The organism is Paenibacillus sp. JT31N11 (assembly GCF_056269285.1).
In genome coordinates, this window is sequence record NZ_JBWDNQ010000003.1 from 384,460 (window position 1) to 400,824 (window position 16,365).

Below are 16,365 nucleotides of genomic sequence, written 5' to 3' on the forward strand. Positions count from 1 at the left end.
AGCTTCTCGTCACCTTTCCTGATTGAATTATTATGATTCGGCGGAGGCAATAGCGCGAATTTCCGCCAGAGTTGCATCATCCAGCGTAACATCCGCTGCGGGGAGCACACCGAGAATATGGCTTGGCTTGCGCACGCCTACGATTGCACTGGTAATTGCGGGATGAGCGAGATCGTAAGCGACAGCCAGCTGAGGAAGCGTAATCCCGCAGCGCTCGGCAACCGCTTTCAGCTTCTCCGCCTTGTCCACATTGCTGCGCAGGCCCTCGCCGGTATGGGCTTTATTGCGGGAGCGCCAATCTCCTTCTTCGAAGGTCGTATCATACGTATAATTGCCTGACAGCAACCCCGAGGTTAGAGGACTGTAAGCAACAACGCCGATGCCGTTCTCCAGACAGAAAGGCAGCAGTTCTTTTTCGGCTGCCGGCCGCAAAATGGAATAAGGCGGCTGAAGGGAATCGACATGACGGACGGCAAGCGACTGCTTGAGCAGGGGGACATCATAGTTGCTTACACCGACATAACGGACTTTGCCGTCCTGTACAAGCTTGTCCAGGGCACGCATCGTCTCTTCGGCGGGAACCTCGGCATCCGGCCAATGAACCTGATATAAATCGATATAATCGGTATCGAGGCGGCGCAAGGAGGCTTCTGCTTCCTGCAGGACGGAATCGTAGGCCGCGCTCCGTGCAGGATTGCGGTTCTCATCCCAGATAAGGCCGCATTTGGTCGCGAGAACAATACGGCTGCGGTCGGATTTCAACGCTTGGCCCAGCACTTCCTCCGAATGACCCAGTCCGTATACGGCTGCCGTATCAAAAAAAGTGACCCCTGCATCCAACGCGGCGCGAACGCTGTCGATGGAAGACTGATCGTCCTGACTTCCCCAGGCGCTGGCCCAGCCTCCGCCGCCGATTGCCCATGACCCAAAGCCGATTACGGAAATGTCGGGGCCATTCTTGCCCAACTTGCGGTATTTCACAAATGGTCACTCCTTTGAATTAGTCATCAATCTTAACGGCAGGTATGGCTGTTTCTACCTGCTTCCTTATACATAGTATAGTTAAACAAATAGAATAGGAGAAGAACTGAAATTATTATTACCTAGTTACCTGAGGTTTACTAAAGCGCAGGCTTAATAGCAAAAGAAAACGCTGACACCCGGAGCGGGAAATGCTTTTTTTGGCACCTTCTATATATGAAAGTTTATATTTTTTATATTGAAAATCTCTGCTATACTGAGGTAAAAATAGACAAATAACGTTCAGGTTCGTCTTAATGAGGGATGAATCATTCATCATTGTAGAATTTATCATCCAAAGGGGCGTTAGTGCGTGTCCTATGCGCTGTTTGTAGCAGGGTCTATCATTGAGTACTTCTCTTATTTCATCTTTATGTTCGCCTTGTTTCGTTTCCGGTTCAGAGATCGCATGTTTTATCTCGTTTTTGTATCCTTTATCATGAGTCAGGTTTCCTATTTTACACGGCTTAATCCCGAAATCGGCGAATTGTCCTCGTACATTCAGCTTACTTTATTAATTATCGCGATGTGGGTGTTGTTCCGGGTTCCTTTATATTATTCGATCGTCATGAACGGGGCGGGATTTGTATTCGGATTTGCGGTGCAGGGGCTGGTCATCTTATTTCTGTGGCAAACAGGAACGCCGCTTGGAACGATACAAGATAATGCTTTAGCCAGCGCAGCGACACAAGCGTTATCCGCTCTGCTTGTCATCGGGTTCAGCCGGTTGATATTTATCAAAAACTGGGGATTTGATTATGTTCCGACTTCACATCGCGCATATGTAAGAATTTCCGGCGTGAATGCTTTACTGCTTGTCATTATCGTCATTGCCGCTGTTGCAGCATGCTTAACCGCCTTCTTATTTAAAAATGAGTTCAAGGATTACATCATACTCTCCAATGCCATATTTATTATTTCGGTACCCTTATTTTTATATTATTCATTCAGAAAGGATCATGAGGATGCTTCATAAAGCAGCCGAGCAATTGCATGCACGGATAGCCGCCAGCGGCAACGAGCCGCCATCGGTCCCTGTTATTTCTTATGTACTGCACATTCTAGTGAATACGGTTTCAATAATTCTGCTGGCTTCCATACTGGGAATTGTTACAGGAGAGCCTGCAAAAACGTCGGTAGTTATTGTCTTATTGGCGGTCATCCGGTTTTTGACCGGAGGTTATCACCTTCCAACCAGCCTCGGCTGCATTGCCGCTTCTTCGATCGTACTCGCCGCGATCCCACACATTCATGTAGCCAGCTTATGGGTCTATCTCATTACTTCAGCGGCATTTGTCATGATGGTATTATTTGCTCCCTCCAACTATGATCAGCACGCCAGAATCCCAGAGCGGTATTATCCTCTATTGAAGGTATTGGCTTCCGCCATTGTGGCATCAAACTTTTTTATCGGCTCCGACTTGCTTGCTCTCACCTTTGTAACCCAGTCCATCCTTTTACCAATTAAAGGGGGTGAAAAAATAAATGAAAAAGCGGGCTTATAAATTATTGGGAGCTATTATTGTTTCAGCTGCGTCGCTTTTTGTTTTTACGGGCTGTCTTTTCTATTTGTACAACCCGCCAATTCCAGAAGAACTTAGAAGGAAGGGAGTTTAAATGCAAATTCCCGTAGTAAAGCGGTTGAACAGGAAAGAGTACGAGATTGTAATGATCGACGTGGCAGACGTTCTCTACACCTTCATACAAGACCGCACATTAATGTACCAAACAAAGGAAGAGACGTACAGCCAGATTTCGACACTGGAGGAACAAGAGCGCTTCTTAATGACTAACGGGTTCCAGAAAGTCGAACGCGGTTATCTCGTGCAGATGAACAAAATCGAATATTTTGATGAAGAGCGGTCATGCGTATTTTTCGAGCAGCACCCGGCCTCCAAGGATGCGCCCAACGCGCCTGTATCGAGAGTTCACAAGAAAAATGTTGAAATGTTCAGCAAGCCTGCAGCAATTAAAGATAAACGCATTAATTTCTCAAACGGTTAAAGAAGCGCACCTCTGGGCAGAGATGATAGTATCTCTCGTCGGTGGTGCTTTTTTATATTTACCCAAGATGACGAATGCTCCTGCCTGTGATAGGATTTGCAGTAAATGCCGGGTCGAAGGAGGAGCTCATGAATGTACAATATATTCATTGTTGAAGATGATGACAAAATCAGCGGCCTGCTCATGCAGTCGCTTGTAAAATATGGCTTCGGTGCGGTGCGCGCCGAGCGGTTCCATGATTTAAAGCGGGAAATGGCCGAGGCGCAGCCTGATCTGATTCTGCTTGATATCCATCTCCCTCATTTTGACGGTTATTATTGGTGCAGGCAATTCCGTACGGTCACAAGCGCGCCCATCATATTCGTCTCTGCCCGTGCCGGTGAAATGGACCAGGTGATGGCGATCGAGAATGGCGGCGATGATTATGTGACCAAGCCGATTCCGCTGGATCTGCTGCTGGCCAAAATCAAAAGCCTGCTGCGCAGGGCCTATGGCGAATATGCGATGGCGGCCGTGCCCAGCATGGAATTGGAAGCCGGCGGACTAAAGCTGCATATAAGCAGAGGCGAGCTGGAATGGCAGGGGAAGCTGTCCCCGCTTACCAAAAACGAATGCCAGCTGGCCGAAATTCTGATCGGTCAAGCCGGACGGATTGTAACCCGGGAGCGTCTGCTCGAAACCTTATGGGATGACGTACAGTTTGTCGATGATAATACGCTTAGTGTCAATGTGACAAGGCTGCGCAAGAAGCTCGAGGAACTAGGGCTGATTGGCGTTATAGAAACGGTCAGGGGACAGGGTTATAAATTCGAGCTGAAAGCCGCCCGTCAGGAAACAGTCCAGGAATGAGGGATAACATTATGCATGAGGAGGAAGAGATAACAGGCGGCCATGAACAAGTGAAGCATCCTTATCAATCTGCCGGTGCTCTTATGTCCGCGGCTTCACCGCTGCGTTATTTCCGCGACCGCTTGCCCTATATAGTCGCCTTCATTGTTTCTTTGTTCCTTGCAGGAGCGGCACTTGTTCTTGGTCAAATTTTTTATCCGACCCATATGGATCCGGCTACCGTCGTTTATGCGGGGGTGCTTGTTTTATGCTGCTTGTCCATATGGCTATTGCTGGATTACATCCGGCAGCGTGCCTATTATCGCCAGTTGGATGAAGCAATTTTGCATGCCTCGGAGCTTGATGCCGCGCTGCGGGTCCGCTCGGGCGTGACAGGGGACCAGCTCGCCGTGCAGCGTCTCCTGCAGGCACAGCATGAGGCATACATGAATGAGCTGAGCCGTTACCGCAAGCAGCAGGAGATTCATCAACATTTTATTCATCAATGGGTGCATCAGATGAAGACGCCAATTTCAGTCATTGATCTGATGATTCAGCATGCGGAGCAGGCGCAGGAGGAAAATAACAGCCCATCATCCACTCAAAGCCTCAGCAGCATCCGGGAGGAAACGGAACGTTTGACCAGAGGGCTTGATATGATGCTCTACACGGCAAGACTGGATAAATTCGAGCTGGATGTCCGCATTCGCACCGTGCCGCTTCATGAAATCGCGAGACGGGTCGTGAATTCCTACAAGCGTCTATGCATCAAATATTCCATTTATCCGCAGATTACGGGGGAAGCGCTTGTTCAGACCGATGAGAAGTGGATCGCATTTGTCATGAATCAGCTGGTAGGGAACGCGATTAAATACAGCAAGCACAAGCAGGGTACAAAGAAGCTGCTGCTGCTCATTGAGACGGAGAACGGGAAGACCGCGCTGAAGGTGAAGGATGAGGGCATCGGCATTCCGGCACATGATTTGCCGCGGGTATTCGATCCTTTTTTCACGGGCGATAACGGCAGATTGGTGGAAGAATCTACGGGAATGGGGCTGTTTCTGGCCAAGAGCGTATGCGGTAAGCTTGGACATGGACTTGCGGTCGAATCCGTGCCGGGAGGCGGCGGGACGACCCTGACGATCTCTTTTGCTTCGCAAAGCTTGTTCAAGTTCAATGGAAAGTGACATTATTGTAAGAATAGGCTGGACTTTGAAAGCGAAATCGATGGGGAACTTGCCTCCAATAGCTTTATACTTGGACTATCATCGAATATGTTTTTGGAGGGAACGGCTATGAGTGTATTGAAGACGGAAAACTTGAGCAAAACATACAGCTCCAAAGGAAACGTGACCTATAAAGCGCTGGAAGACATTGATTTTGAAGTAGCCAAGGGGGAGTTTGTCGGTATTATGGGCCCTTCGGGCAGCGGCAAAACGACGCTTCTCAACCTGCTGGCCACCATCGACAAACCCACCTCCGGCCGGATTGTGATCAACGGCACGGAGCCGGCCCGTCTTGGGAATAAAGAGCTTGCCTTGTTCAGGCGCCGGCAGCTGGGCTTCGTGTTCCAGGACTTCAACCTGCTCGACACCTTGTCGATCAAGGAAAATATCGTGCTGCCGCTTGTGTTGGAGGGACTTGCGCCGCGCAAAATTGAAGAAGCACTGGCTCCTTACGCTGAGCTTCTCGGCATAACAGATATTCTTGGCAAACGGACTTATGAAATATCGGGCGGCCAGAAACAGAGGGCGGCTATTGCCCGGGCAATGATCCATCAGCCCTCGATACTGCTAGCCGATGAATTGACGGGAAATCTCGATTCCAAAGCGGCCAAGGATGTCATGGAATCCTTGAAGGATCTGAATGAAAATGCAGGCGCCACGATTGCGATGGTTACGCATGATCCTTTTGCCGCCAGCTACTGCAAACGGATCGTATTCATCAAGGACGGCAAATTTTATTCGGAAATCCGGCGCGGCGCAAGCCGCCAGATGTTCTTTCAGCAAATTCTGGACTCGCTTAGTCTGCTGGGAGGGAACTTCGATGACATTCCGCTCGCTCGCGATTAGCAGCATCCGGGGAAATTGGCGGGCTTACAATGCCTTCTTTCTGAGCAGCGTATTCTCCGTCATTATTTTCTATATGTACGGTGCGTTTCTCTTTCATCCCGATGTTATCAACGGTCATATTGAAGCAGCGGCAGGGGTTAGAAAAGGGATGGAAGCCTGCCAGTATATTGTCGTGATTTTCTCCTTCTTCTTCGTGCTTTACGCCAATTCGGCTTTTCTGAAAACCCGCAAGAAGGAATTTGGCCTGTATACCTTGTTCGGCATGACGGGAAATCAACTGCGCCGCATGCTCATCATCGAAAGTGTCATTATCGCGGTCCTCGCAATTGCGGCAGGATTAGGGATCGGAATGCTGCTCAGCAAGCTTTTTTTCATGGCGATGGCCTCGCTGCTTGATGTTGAAAGCCCCATCCGTTTCGCTGTGCCCTTGAAAGCCGTACTGCTGACGGTTATCGGCTATTTTGCCTTGTTTAATGTATTGACCTGGCTTACCAGCATTCGTGTCGGACGCTCGGAGATCATTGAGCTGCTGAAGGAAGCCAACCAGCCGAAGCGCCAGCCTTTATATTCCATGTGGCTGACTATTCTGTCGATCCTGTGTCTTGGTTTGGGCTACACGCTGGCATATATAATGAATACTTCAAACGTTATATTCGTAATGCTCCCGATTTTGGGGCTTGTTATCATCGGATCCTATTTTCTGTTTACGCAGTGCAGTGTTGCCCTTGTCCGGATGGTGCAGCGGAGCAAATCGATTTTTTATAACCGAACCAACATGATTATATTCTCGCAGGTTGCTTACAAGCTGAAGGATAATGCCCGTATCCTATTTATGGTATCGATCCTCAGCGCAGTTATTCTGACGGCCTCCGGTACGGTCTACGCCTTCCAGCAGGAAGGGGAGAAGCAGCTTCTTTCCCATACCCCGCAAACGATCGGCTTTGTGGAGAATGGACTGAATGCCCATAATGTAATGGATCCGGCCAAGCTCAAAAGCATTCTTAAACAGGATGGACGGGAGCTTGCCTATGAGACCAGAGTTGTCGGTATACCCGGCGAAGAGGTGACTCCGACAGAAGGACATAAGACATTGCGGGCCCAATACGACTCCGCTATCGTGTCCGAATCCGACTACAACCAGGTGGCGGGACTGATGAACAGGCCGCGGCTTTCCATTGATACAGGTCATGCGAGGGTTGTTTTTCCCTATATCGAGCAGGAGACGCTGCCTCCTTTTGAAGGCCCTTCGATAACCATGCAGGTCAACGGCACAGATCAGCCGTTCAGCGTTGACGGCTATCTGTTCGGAGCCATTATTAGCCCGATTGATTATTTCACTACACTGGTCGTCGTGGATGATACGCAGTATGGGACATTGCTCACATCGACTCCGGAATCCAGGCAAATTGTCAACTACGGCTTCGAAATCAAGGACTGGCAAACCGCGCTGCCGACGGTGGAAAAGATCGAGAAGCTTATACCGCCATCGGAGTCGGATCATGCCATGACCTATCGCGTCAGTTCGTTCCTTCAGACCCATCAATCGTCATCCTTGACCTTATTCGTGGGATTGTTTGTCAGCCTGCTGTTCTTTATCGCTTCCGGAAGCGTGTTGTACTTCAAGCTGTTCACGGAAATGAAAGAGGATCAGCTCCAATTCCGCGCGCTCACGAGAATAGGGATGACAGCGGGCGAAATCAGAAGAATCGTAGCTACGCAGGTAGGCATTATTTTCTATGTGCCCGTCGTCGTCGGCATCATTCACATGTGCTTTGCGATGAAGGCGCTCAGTACGCTGATGCAGGCGAATATCTGGATTTATGCCGGGACTGTAATCGGGATCTATGTCATCATGCAGAGCATATATTTTGCGGTGGCCTGCACCGGTTATACGAAGCGGATGCTGAATCCCGCTGTTTAGTGCGAAGCAGAAGCGAATATGCGCGAACTTTATCTATAATCAGCCTGCGGCTGCCGTAAGGATCCCTTTTTCAGGGGACCTCCCGGCAGCCTCTTTTTCTATCAGGCTATTAAATAAGGCGAGTTGCCCCGTTCAATCATCCAAGAGAGACCTGTCTTTGAGGCATATAGTGTTAGTAGACTCACAACAGAAAAGGAGATGGCTTTATGGGTGAAGGTCAGGGAAGGCAGTTAGCCAGCAAGTGGGCCAAGACTTCGGCACTGCTCTCGCACAATGAAATTGCATCGCATATTCCGCCGACCCGCATGTTTTCTTCAGACAATCTGAGAAGCATGCTGCAGGCGCACGGAATGGTCGTCATCAAGCCCGTCGTCGGGGCAGGAGGGCACGGCGTCATCAAGGTAACAAGAGAAGGCAGCGGCTACGCGTATACGTATTATGCGAAAAAAAGACATTTCGGCTCCTTCGACGGACTCTATCATTCTCTTAACGGGATGCGTAAAGGCCGCAGATATTTGATTCAGAAGGGGATCCGGCTGGCAACAATTAAAGGCCGGCCAATTGATTACAGAGTGAAACATGTGAAACAGGCCGATGGAAGCTGGGCGATTACCGCTATTGTGGGCCGGTTGGCGCGTCAAGGACTGTTCGTGACCAATTTATGCCGGGGAGGCACGCGCTTGAATGGCTCGGAAGGAATCCGCTTATCCGTTTCCTCGAATGCGGTAGCAGGCAAGAAGCAGCAAATGAGAAGATTAACCCGGTTGTCGACGGAAGTGCTGGAAAGACAATTTCCAGGAATCGGCCAGCTTGGCTTTGATTACGGCATTGATAAGAATGGTAAAATATGGATTTTTGAAGTGAATACACGCCCCGAGTAATCAATCGCCTTCGGGGCGGTTGCTTCTGTCCAAAATGGTTAACAGGATTTAATATAATTGGTTAATAGGTTTATAGAGTACCATCAAACTTTTTTATTGAGGTTTTGTGAATGAGGGCTGTGTATAACCCTATCCACATTATCCTCGTTGATATTCCTGTTTTTTCGACGTTTACCCACAAGTTACACACATGCTGTCCACAACTATCTGTGGATAATCGGAACGCTTGTTCTGCCTATTGGGACATGCTAAGATGACAAGGAAGAATTTAGGAAAGGAGGGTGGACAATGGATATGCTGTCTGATGAACTTCTTGTGGATGCCTATCTTTCGGCCATTCAATTCAACCTAGATCCGGAATTTATAAAGCTGTTGACTGTTGAAATGATACGCAGACAGATTAATCCTGAAAAATACCGAATAACCGCTTGACTTCCCGAAAGTCCCAGTACATCCTCGTGAATGAAATATTTCATTTTTCCATACCTCAGAGGCTACTCTCACACTACAATTTCTTAAAATAACAAGCTCCTCTACTTAATAGCCATGGCATACGAAAAAGTCAAGCAAGCCGTTTATTGCAGGCAGGACGCAGCCAAAAAAGGGTATCCCTCTTATCCCGGGAACCATCGCATACGATGCGGCCCGCTTAAGTCTGGATACCCTTATATAAGAAATTGAAGGCTCTACAACTTCATGTTGCTGCTGTGACCAGGCGACAGCTTCGCGTTCGGATCAATGTACACCTTCGCATTGTTAATGGCAGTGGGAGCTTCTCCGAAGCCTACCGCGATCAATTTGAGCTTGCCGGGATAGGTAGTCACATCGCCTGCGGCAAAGATGCCGGGGACGCTCGTTTCCATGCGGGAATCGACGACAATCGAGCCGCCCTCGATGTCGATGCCCCAATTTGCAATGGGGCCCAGCGAGGAAATAAAGCCGAAATTGACAATTACGGAATCGACAGGCAGTTCTCTGATTTCTTTGGATTTCACATCCTGCAGTGTTATGCGCTCAATTCTGTCTGCGCCGTGCAGAGCGGTAATTTCATAAGGAGTTAGCACCTTGACTGTCGAATTCATCAGATTGTCCACACTATGCTCATGGGCTCGGAATTTGTCGCGGCGGTGAATGAGCGTGACGCTGGCTGCGACAGGCTCCAGCATAAGTGACCAGTCCACAGCGGAGTCGCCGCCGCCGCTGATCAGCACATGATGTCCCTTGAACTGGTTTAAGTCACTGATGAAGTAATGAAGATTGTTTCTTTCATATTTAGCCGCTTCAGGCAGTTCCAGCCGGCGTGGCTCGAATGCTCCGACTCCCGCTGTAATGATGACGGCTTTGGCGAAATGGGTTGTTTTGTCCGTGACAATTTCAAACAGCCGTTCCTCGCGTTTGATCACTTCCAGCACTTTCTCCTCCAGACAAACAGAGGAACTGAAATGGCTCATTTGCCTTTTGAGCTGTTCAACGAGCTCTCCCGCCGTAATTTTGGGAAATCCGGCAACATCATATATATATTTCTCAGGGTAAAGCGCAGCGAGCTGGCCGCCGAGCTGTGGCATGCTCTCAATGATTTTGACTGATGCCTGGCGCATTCCGGCATAGAACGCTGCGAACATACCCGCCGGACCGCCGCCTATGATGACGATATCGTTCATTTGTTCGGTTTCATTTGCTTGAGACAATGTTTGTCACCTCCAGATTTAGTTTGTCCATTCAATTATTATAGCTTTTCGTAAAGAAGGATGGAAATAAAAAAATTGTATGTTATTCTAAAGTTTTTCGTATATTTTACCCTTGAAAACTTGTTAAATAATTTGTATCATGTGAGGTATTAATAAACGAATTGTCGAATTCATGAAAACTGTCATAAAAGCGTCTCTCAATCAGCAAACTAAAGCAGGATGAAATTTTAACTTTTGACTGGGTTTGTGTGATTTTTCACAAAGTAAAGAGAAATAAGAATGGATGGGATTTTGCGATGAGTAACATACCTAAGATTGTGATTCTGGGGGCGGGGTATGGTGGGATTTTGACCGCTCTGCGTCTTCAGAAAGAATTAAATTATAATGAAGCTGACGTTACGCTTGTGAACAAGCATGACTATCACTATTTTACAACGCATCTGCATATGCCGGCTGCCGGAACGGACAAAACGGAGAATGCGCGTGTGAGCATCTCCAAGCTTATTGATGAATTCAAGATCGATTTCGTAAAATCGACTGTCGTGCAAATTCGCACACAGGATAAAAAAGTGATTCTCGAGGACGGGACATTGTCGTACGACTATCTGGTCATCGGCCTCGGCGGCGAGCCGGAGACCTTCGGCATCCCCGGCATGCTTGAGTATGCCATGAATATCCGCAGCATCAACTCGGTTCGTCTGATCCGCGAACATATCGAATATCAGTTTGCACGCTACAAACGGGAGCCGCACCGCACCGATTATTTGACGTTTGTTGTCGGCGGAGCGGGTTTTACCGGTATTGAATTTGTCGGCGAGCTTGCGGACAGGCTGCCGGAGCTGTGCAAGCAGAACGATGTCGACCCGTCGCTTGTGAAGCTGTACAATATCGAAGCGGCTCCTACCGCGCTGCCGGGCTTTGATCCGGAGCTGGTGGAGTACGCAATGGAAGTGCTGACGAAGAAAGGGGTCACCTTCCGGATCGGTACGCCGATCAAGGAATGTACGGCTGATGGCGTCATTGTCGGCGAGGGCGAAGAGATCCGTGCGGCAACGGTCATTTGGGCCGCAGGCGTAAGAGGCAACCGGCTGATCGAGGAAGCCGGCATCGAGACCATGCGCGGACGCGTGAAGGTGGACGAGTCCCTGCGTGTCGTGAGCCATGAGAATATTTATGTGATCGGCGATAATTCCTTGATATTTAACGAGGAAGGCCGTCCTTATCCGCCAACCGCCCAAATTGCGATGCAGCAGGGAGTTGCCTGCGCGCATAATCTGGTTGCCTCCATCCGCAACCAGCCGCTCAAGAAGTTTGAGTTCAAGAACAAGGGAACTGTCGCATCGCTTGGCAAGGGCGAGGCTGTCGGCATCGCTTTCGGCAAGAAGTACAAGGGCTCCTATGCAGCCTGGCTGAAAAAGATGATCGATATCCGTTACTTGTATATAATCGGCGGAATTCCTCTTGTGCTCCGCAAAGGGAAGTTTCTGTAATGCGCCACTGCAGCGTACAGGTTCGCGGGCTGTTGACGCGTGAGGAGCTGGATCGTTACAACGCGCTGATGGAGGTCGGTTCTTTTCTGGAATCGCAGAGCCGGCATGATTTGTCCTATACGGTGCAGAAGGAAGTGGACCTGCTGATTCTTCCGGCCATTGAGCGGCTGAAGGAGAAGGGGCGGGAACGCGACCGGCAGACAGAGGCTTATCTGGAGGCGAAGCGGATTCTCGAAGAGGACAATGACGAGGATTGACCCGGGTGCCCTCATAGCGTACGAGGTCTGATGAATATGGAAACAGCAAAGCGGCCAGTGCATCTTCTTGATGCAGCTGGCCGCTTTTATAATGGTTCAAGGACCAGGCTTGCAGAGGCGATAGGGGCGGCGGTCGCCTGCTCTTATCGCTCCTCTGGCCGCTATTTGAGCAGCTGGCCCAGTTTCTCTTCAGTGAGCAGGTTGCCGACATAGAAATCGCCAAAGTCGCCGTAGCGCGCGCTGACCTCGTCGAAACGCATTTCGTAGACCAGCTTCTTGAACTGCAGCGGATCTTCCGCGAACAGCGTCACACCCCATTCCCAGTTGTCGAAGCCGACAGAACCGGTAATGATCTGCTTGACCTTCCCGGCGTACTGGCGGCCGATCATGCCATGGCTGCGCATCATCGTACGCCGCTCATCCATGCCAAGCATGTACCAGTTGTCATTGCCTTCGCGGCGTTTGTTCATCGGATAGAAGCAGATGTGGTTCCATTTGGGCAGAATGGGCTTGAGGCGCGCCATAATGTCCGGATTTTGCATAGGATCAGTGCCCGGAGGCGCCATGTAGTTGCTCAGCTCGACAACGCTGACATACGAATACGCAGGGTACGTAAACTGGGCAAAAATTGATTTGTTGAACGCCGTCTCGATAGTGTTCAGCTCTTCCAGCGTCTCGCGGAGATGCATAAATACCAGATCGGCCTTCTGTCCGATAACGGAATAGAAAGCGGTGCTGCCTGTTTGGGCATCCTCCAGAGCCTGCCATTCCTTCATATACGAATACAGCTCGTCCATTGCCACTTGGCGCACGCTCTCATCTGCAGCTTCCCAGGCCGTCCAATCGATCGAACGGAAATCATGCAGCGTATACCAGCCTTCCAGCGTTTGGGCTACTTCACTCATCGTCTATCCACTCCCTCAAAGGTTGTCTATAGCTTCAATAAATAGTCGTGTTCATTGTATCGTACCGCAGTAAAGGAGCGCAAATGACGGACTTGTGACAACATGGCGAATCAAATTGACTTCCTGCGGGCCATCTACTACACTAATCGTAGCGAAAGGGGAAGACGACTTATATGAATACAGATGTGGATATTCTTCAGCTCGTCATTGCAACCGTATTATTCCTTGTAATGATGTTCGGAATCGGATTCATTTTAAATATGCTGCTCAAGACGACATGGTTTCCCATTTACATGTATGTGATCGTGCTCATTCCGATCTTTATCTGGCAGACCTGGGATGATACGAAGTCGTTTGCAGGCAACTTTTCCGCTTTTACCTTCGTCGATATCCTACCCGCAATCGGGGCGCTCATCGGCGCTTATGTGAGCGGTGCAACGATCAGGGCACTGCGCCGGGGCGGATATAAAATGTTCTAGAATTCCCTCATTCGGGGGAATTTTCTTTTTTTAGCGTCCCTAAACCGGTCCTTAGATGTGTTAAAATAAATGAAAGTCTACTAGTGATGTTCAAAAAGATTTTGAACTCGCACTATAACTCGGATGGAGTCGAAAAAAATGCGGATGGGAAGCTTACATCAATTTACGGAGCATCATCGCTATTACATTTTTCGCGATTTTTCACTGAGCGCGGTGGATCGCAAAATGATCGGCCTGATCTATCAGCCGATGATCGGCGCATTTGCTGCAGGTCTCTATCAACAGCTCTATCAGCAGGTAGCCGACGATCGCGTCGGCTATTCGCCCCTTGAGCCGCAGCGCAAGCTGTTTCTGGGCCTGGGGCTGGATATGAATGAACGCGGACGCCAGGAACTGGTCATTCACTCCTCTCGCCTGGAAGCGGTCGGACTTCTTCAAACCTCTCAGCTGGGCGTTGTGGACAACGACGATGTGGTATATGAATATGAGCTGATCAAGCCTTTGTCGCCGGATGAGTTTTTCGGAAGTCCCCATCTGACGATGCTGCTGCGCGACAAGGTCGGGAAGCATTCCGTTATTGCGCTGCGCGAGTCGTTTTACGCCAAGGAAGCGGACGAGCTGGCGGGAACGGAGCTGCAAAGAGAGAATTTGACGGTTCCCTTTTATGAGCTGTTTCGTTTAAATACACAGGGTATTGATCTGGAGCTGGAGCAGGCGCTTACGGAAGTGGCGCCGACCCGGCAGGCGCAGCCCAAGGCCGCTCCGGAAACGGCGGGCATCCAGTACGGCGAAATTATTATGAGATTCCCCCGCAACTCCTCCAACAGGGGCTTCGTGGAGCGCCTGCGCGGAGATGATGAGAAGCTGGCGCAGCTGAACTACATCGCCTACAAATATGGCTTGACTGTCGTAGATCTGTGCAGGCTGCTGGATGAGGACGATGTGTTCGGCCAGCGCGGCGAATTGATGATCGATGAGCTGCAGCTGCGGGCAAACCAGATGTACCGCCAGGACCGCAAGCGCAATGAGGAGCGTCAGCGTATTTTCGGACGTTCCCAGCCCTCGGAAGCGGCAGAAACGGAGCAAAGCAGACAAACGGGCGACGATGCGGCTGGAGATGAGCCGCCGGATGAAATCGGCGTCCTGGCAGAATTTTATATGGAAGTGCCGGTGCAGCTGGAAGGCCGCTGCGATATCCATCAATATAATATGCTGATGCGTAATGAGCCGCATACCCGCTTTATTGCCCGCTTCTTCCCCGGCGCGGTGCCGGAATGGATTATTCGCGTTTTCGAGGTAATCGATCTGAATTATCGGCTGCACGGCTCAGTCATTAATGTCCTCATTCATTATGTACTGGGAATGAACGATTCCCAGCGGGTTACGAAGACCTACATAGACGCCGTCGCTTCGAATATGCTGATGAAACATGTCGATTCATTCGAGAAGGCGGTTCGTTACGTGCAGGAGCAGATCAAGTTGGAAGCGGACAAGGAACGCAGGCGGGATAATGGCGCAGGAGCGCCTTCAGGCGGCGCACGGGGCGGTTCGCAGACCGGGATACGCGGAGGGGGAAGGCGTAAGCCCTCGATATCGATTATTCAGGACACGTCGGATTCTGAGGCTATATCGCAAGAGGAGCTTGAGGAGATGCGGAAGCTTGCGCGGAAGCTGGACGGCAAAACGTAAGTAAAGAGGTGAGTAGACAATGGCAATGGAATCGCTAGGCGACCTTCTGGGCCAGTGGCCCGGCGGAAATGAGGCGCTGCAGCAGGCGGACCGGCTGATGAACGATCTGCTGGAGGAACCTCTGGTGCAGCGGCTGCAAAGCAAATATCCGGAGCTCAGCCGCGAGGTGCTGCGGCTTAACTTGAACAAGGTATATCAATATACGACGGAATACCGGAACTGCTCGAATTGCCCGGGACTTGAACGCTGCCCGAACGATTTTGAGGGGCATTATACACTGCTTTCCTGCGAAACATCCGGGAATCTGGTACAGCTGAACGAACGCAAGGTAACCTGCAAGAAGCTGCTCGCGAAGCAAAGCCAGGATCTGATCCGCAGCCGGGTCCGCAGCTTCTATGTGGACCAGACAGCCTTGTCGCGCGGCTACTCCGCTGACGAGATTCTAACCAATGATCTGGAGCGGATGAAGGCTGTCGGCCAGCTGATGAAATATATCGATCTGACCAAGGAGCAGGGCCTGCAGAAAGAAGGATTATATTTGGCAGGCATGTTCGGCACCGGGAAGACCTTTCTCATGTGCTACATGCTGTATGAGCTGGCCAAGGCGGGCTACTCCGGAGTCATCGTCTATATGCCTGAATTTGTCGAGGATTTGAAGTCGCTGATGCATGAGCCCGGCAAGCTCAAGGAAACGGTCGACGTGATGAAGGAGACGGACCTGCTGATCTTCGATGATATCGGAGCGGAGAATCTGAATCCATGGGTCAGGGATCATGTGATGGGGGCTATTCTCAACTACCGGATGGACAGAAAACCGACTTTCTATACCTCCAATTATAATCTGGACGCGCTGGAGCAGCATTTCAGCTTCACCAACAAGGATGGCGATGAGCTGCATAAGGGACAGCGGATCATGGACCGGATCAGGCATTATGTTCAAATTGTTCATGTCAAGGGTCATAACAAGCGGGCAAAATAAATCTAAGTAAGCCGGAAGGCGGGCCAAACCGTTTTCCGGCTTTTTATTATAGCGATATCAGGCGGAAAACCTGTTGATAATAAGAAAAATATCTAGCATAGTTTTGAAAAGTAATCAATATCAATAAAGCTTCAAAAATTGAAAATTTGACT

General features: G+C 49.9%; 18 protein-coding genes. 15 read left to right on the top strand and 3 right to left on the bottom strand.

Annotation, left to right across the window (positions count from 1 at the left end):
• Positions 1-30: 30 nt before the first annotated feature.
• A complete protein-coding gene (locus AC0YNV_RS14315) occupies positions 31-981 on the bottom strand; it encodes an aldo/keto reductase (protein ID WP_475768676.1) in 951 nt (316 codons plus the stop codon).
• Positions 982-1,333: 352 nt separating this feature from the next.
• Here AC0YNV_RS14315 and AC0YNV_RS14320 point away from each other — a divergent pair, with 352 nt between their 5' ends.
• The 10 genes from AC0YNV_RS14320 (at position 1,334) to sda (ending at position 9,158) form a co-directional block, all read left to right on the top strand.
• A complete protein-coding gene (locus tag AC0YNV_RS14320; protein ID WP_210038403.1) occupies positions 1,334-1,996 on the top strand; it encodes a hypothetical protein in 663 nt (220 codons plus the stop codon).
• Positions 1,986-2,525 (top strand): accessory gene regulator B family protein, encoded by a 540-nt coding sequence (locus AC0YNV_RS14325; RefSeq protein ID WP_475768677.1) that lies wholly within the window; start codon positions 1,986-1,988, stop codon positions 2,523-2,525. The genes AC0YNV_RS14320 and AC0YNV_RS14325 overlap by 11 nt, the downstream gene beginning before the upstream one ends.
• Entirely contained in the window at positions 2,506-2,637 is a 132-nt protein-coding gene (locus AC0YNV_RS14330) for a cyclic lactone autoinducer peptide (protein WP_210038405.1), read from the top strand. The genes AC0YNV_RS14325 and AC0YNV_RS14330 overlap by 20 nt, the downstream gene beginning before the upstream one ends.
• Positions 2,638-3,024, top strand: coding sequence for a LytTR family transcriptional regulator DNA-binding domain-containing protein (locus AC0YNV_RS14335; RefSeq protein WP_475768678.1), 387 nt, complete (start codon positions 2,638-2,640; stop codon positions 3,022-3,024).
• Between the two features lie 132 nt (positions 3,025-3,156).
• Positions 3,157-3,873: a response regulator transcription factor gene (locus AC0YNV_RS14340; RefSeq protein ID WP_475768679.1), complete on the top strand. Its 717-nt coding sequence runs from the start codon at positions 3,157-3,159 to the stop codon at positions 3,871-3,873.
• Entirely contained in the window at positions 3,870-5,039 is a 1,170-nt protein-coding gene (locus AC0YNV_RS14345) for a sensor histidine kinase (RefSeq protein WP_475768680.1), read from the top strand. Before AC0YNV_RS14340 ends, AC0YNV_RS14345 begins: the two co-directional genes overlap by 4 nt.
• Positions 5,040-5,147: 108 nt before the next feature.
• The gene (locus AC0YNV_RS14350; RefSeq protein WP_210038408.1) at positions 5,148-5,924 is read left to right on the top strand and encodes an ABC transporter ATP-binding protein; all 777 of its coding nucleotides are present in this window, start codon (positions 5,148-5,150) and stop codon (positions 5,922-5,924) included.
• On the top strand, positions 5,899-7,845 hold the full coding sequence (locus AC0YNV_RS14355; protein ID WP_475768681.1) for an FtsX-like permease family protein: 1,947 nt from the start codon (positions 5,899-5,901) through the stop codon (positions 7,843-7,845). The genes AC0YNV_RS14350 and AC0YNV_RS14355 overlap by 26 nt, the downstream gene beginning before the upstream one ends.
• A 206-nt stretch (positions 7,846-8,051) precedes the next feature.
• Positions 8,052-8,726, top strand: a complete 675-nt coding sequence (locus AC0YNV_RS14360) for a YheC/YheD family protein (RefSeq protein ID WP_210038410.1) — start codon at positions 8,052-8,054, stop codon at positions 8,724-8,726.
• A gap of 288 nt (positions 8,727-9,014) precedes the next feature.
• Positions 9,015-9,158: a sporulation histidine kinase inhibitor Sda gene (gene sda / locus AC0YNV_RS14365; protein WP_475768682.1), complete on the top strand. Its 144-nt coding sequence runs from the start codon at positions 9,015-9,017 to the stop codon at positions 9,156-9,158.
• A 254-nt stretch (positions 9,159-9,412) separates the two neighbouring features.
• Here the strand turns inward: sda and AC0YNV_RS14370 are convergent, their stop codons facing one another.
• Entirely contained in the window at positions 9,413-10,387 is a 975-nt protein-coding gene (locus AC0YNV_RS14370; RefSeq protein WP_475768933.1) for an NAD(P)/FAD-dependent oxidoreductase, read from the bottom strand.
• Between the two features lie 323 nt (positions 10,388-10,710).
• Here AC0YNV_RS14370 and AC0YNV_RS14375 point away from each other — a divergent pair, with 323 nt between their 5' ends.
• Together AC0YNV_RS14375 and AC0YNV_RS14380 are read left to right on the top strand one after the other, a co-directional pair.
• The gene (locus AC0YNV_RS14375; protein ID WP_475768683.1) at positions 10,711-11,904 is read left to right on the top strand and encodes an NAD(P)/FAD-dependent oxidoreductase; all 1,194 of its coding nucleotides are present in this window, start codon (positions 10,711-10,713) and stop codon (positions 11,902-11,904) included.
• The gene (locus AC0YNV_RS14380; protein ID WP_210038413.1) at positions 11,904-12,161 is read left to right on the top strand and encodes a hypothetical protein; all 258 of its coding nucleotides are present in this window, start codon (positions 11,904-11,906) and stop codon (positions 12,159-12,161) included. Before AC0YNV_RS14375 ends, AC0YNV_RS14380 begins: the two co-directional genes overlap by 1 nt.
• 161 nt (positions 12,162-12,322) lie before the next feature.
• Here the strand turns inward: AC0YNV_RS14380 and hemQ are convergent, their stop codons facing one another.
• Positions 12,323-13,066 (bottom strand): hydrogen peroxide-dependent heme synthase, encoded by a 744-nt coding sequence (hemQ, locus tag AC0YNV_RS14385; RefSeq protein WP_475768684.1) that lies wholly within the window; start codon positions 13,064-13,066, stop codon positions 12,323-12,325.
• A 173-nt stretch (positions 13,067-13,239) separates the two neighbouring features.
• Between hemQ and AC0YNV_RS14390 the strand changes: the two genes are divergently transcribed.
• The 3 genes from AC0YNV_RS14390 (at position 13,240) to dnaI (ending at position 16,213) form a co-directional block, all read left to right on the top strand.
• Positions 13,240-13,545: a YuiB family protein gene (locus tag AC0YNV_RS14390; RefSeq protein WP_379113955.1), complete on the top strand. Its 306-nt coding sequence runs from the start codon at positions 13,240-13,242 to the stop codon at positions 13,543-13,545.
• A 138-nt stretch (positions 13,546-13,683) separates the two neighbouring features.
• Entirely contained in the window at positions 13,684-15,234 is a 1,551-nt protein-coding gene (locus AC0YNV_RS14395) for a replication initiation and membrane attachment family protein (RefSeq protein WP_475768685.1), read from the top strand.
• 25 nt (positions 15,235-15,259) lie between these two features.
• Positions 15,260-16,213, top strand: coding sequence for a primosomal protein DnaI (gene dnaI / locus AC0YNV_RS14400; RefSeq protein WP_475768934.1), 954 nt, complete (start codon positions 15,260-15,262; stop codon positions 16,211-16,213).
• Positions 16,214-16,365 lie beyond the last annotated feature (152 nt).

What these genes read in the sequence shown, in the direction of transcription:
- AC0YNV_RS14325 (WP_475768677.1), top strand. Translation starts at nt 1,986, where the DNA reads ATGCTTCATAAAGCAGCCGAGCAATTGCATGCACGGATAGCCGCCAGC.
- AC0YNV_RS14330 (WP_210038405.1), top strand. Translation starts at nt 2,506, where the DNA reads ATGAAAAAGCGGGCTTATAAATTATTGGGAGCTATTATTGTTTCAGCT.
- AC0YNV_RS14335 (WP_475768678.1), top strand. Translation starts at nt 2,638, where the DNA reads ATGCAAATTCCCGTAGTAAAGCGGTTGAACAGGAAAGAGTACGAGATT.
- AC0YNV_RS14340 (WP_475768679.1), top strand. Translation starts at nt 3,157, where the DNA reads ATGTACAATATATTCATTGTTGAAGATGATGACAAAATCAGCGGCCTG.
- AC0YNV_RS14345 (WP_475768680.1), top strand. Translation starts at nt 3,870, where the DNA reads ATGAGGGATAACATTATGCATGAGGAGGAAGAGATAACAGGCGGCCAT.
- AC0YNV_RS14350 (WP_210038408.1), top strand. Translation starts at nt 5,148, where the DNA reads ATGAGTGTATTGAAGACGGAAAACTTGAGCAAAACATACAGCTCCAAA.
- AC0YNV_RS14355 (WP_475768681.1), top strand. Translation starts at nt 5,899, where the DNA reads ATGACATTCCGCTCGCTCGCGATTAGCAGCATCCGGGGAAATTGGCGG.
- AC0YNV_RS14360 (WP_210038410.1), top strand. Translation starts at nt 8,052, where the DNA reads ATGGGTGAAGGTCAGGGAAGGCAGTTAGCCAGCAAGTGGGCCAAGACT.
- sda (WP_475768682.1), top strand. Translation starts at nt 9,015, where the DNA reads ATGGATATGCTGTCTGATGAACTTCTTGTGGATGCCTATCTTTCGGCC.
- AC0YNV_RS14370 (WP_475768933.1), bottom strand. Translation starts at nt 10,387, where the DNA reads ATGAACGATATCGTCATCATAGGCGGCGGTCCGGCGGGTATGTTCGCA.
- AC0YNV_RS14375 (WP_475768683.1), top strand. Translation starts at nt 10,711, where the DNA reads ATGAGTAACATACCTAAGATTGTGATTCTGGGGGCGGGGTATGGTGGG.
- AC0YNV_RS14380 (WP_210038413.1), top strand. Translation starts at nt 11,904, where the DNA reads ATGCGCCACTGCAGCGTACAGGTTCGCGGGCTGTTGACGCGTGAGGAG.
- hemQ (WP_475768684.1), bottom strand. Translation starts at nt 13,066, where the DNA reads ATGAGTGAAGTAGCCCAAACGCTGGAAGGCTGGTATACGCTGCATGAT.
- AC0YNV_RS14390 (WP_379113955.1), top strand. Translation starts at nt 13,240, where the DNA reads ATGAATACAGATGTGGATATTCTTCAGCTCGTCATTGCAACCGTATTA.
- AC0YNV_RS14395 (WP_475768685.1), top strand. Translation starts at nt 13,684, where the DNA reads ATGCGGATGGGAAGCTTACATCAATTTACGGAGCATCATCGCTATTAC.
- dnaI (WP_475768934.1), top strand. Translation starts at nt 15,260, where the DNA reads ATGGAATCGCTAGGCGACCTTCTGGGCCAGTGGCCCGGCGGAAATGAG.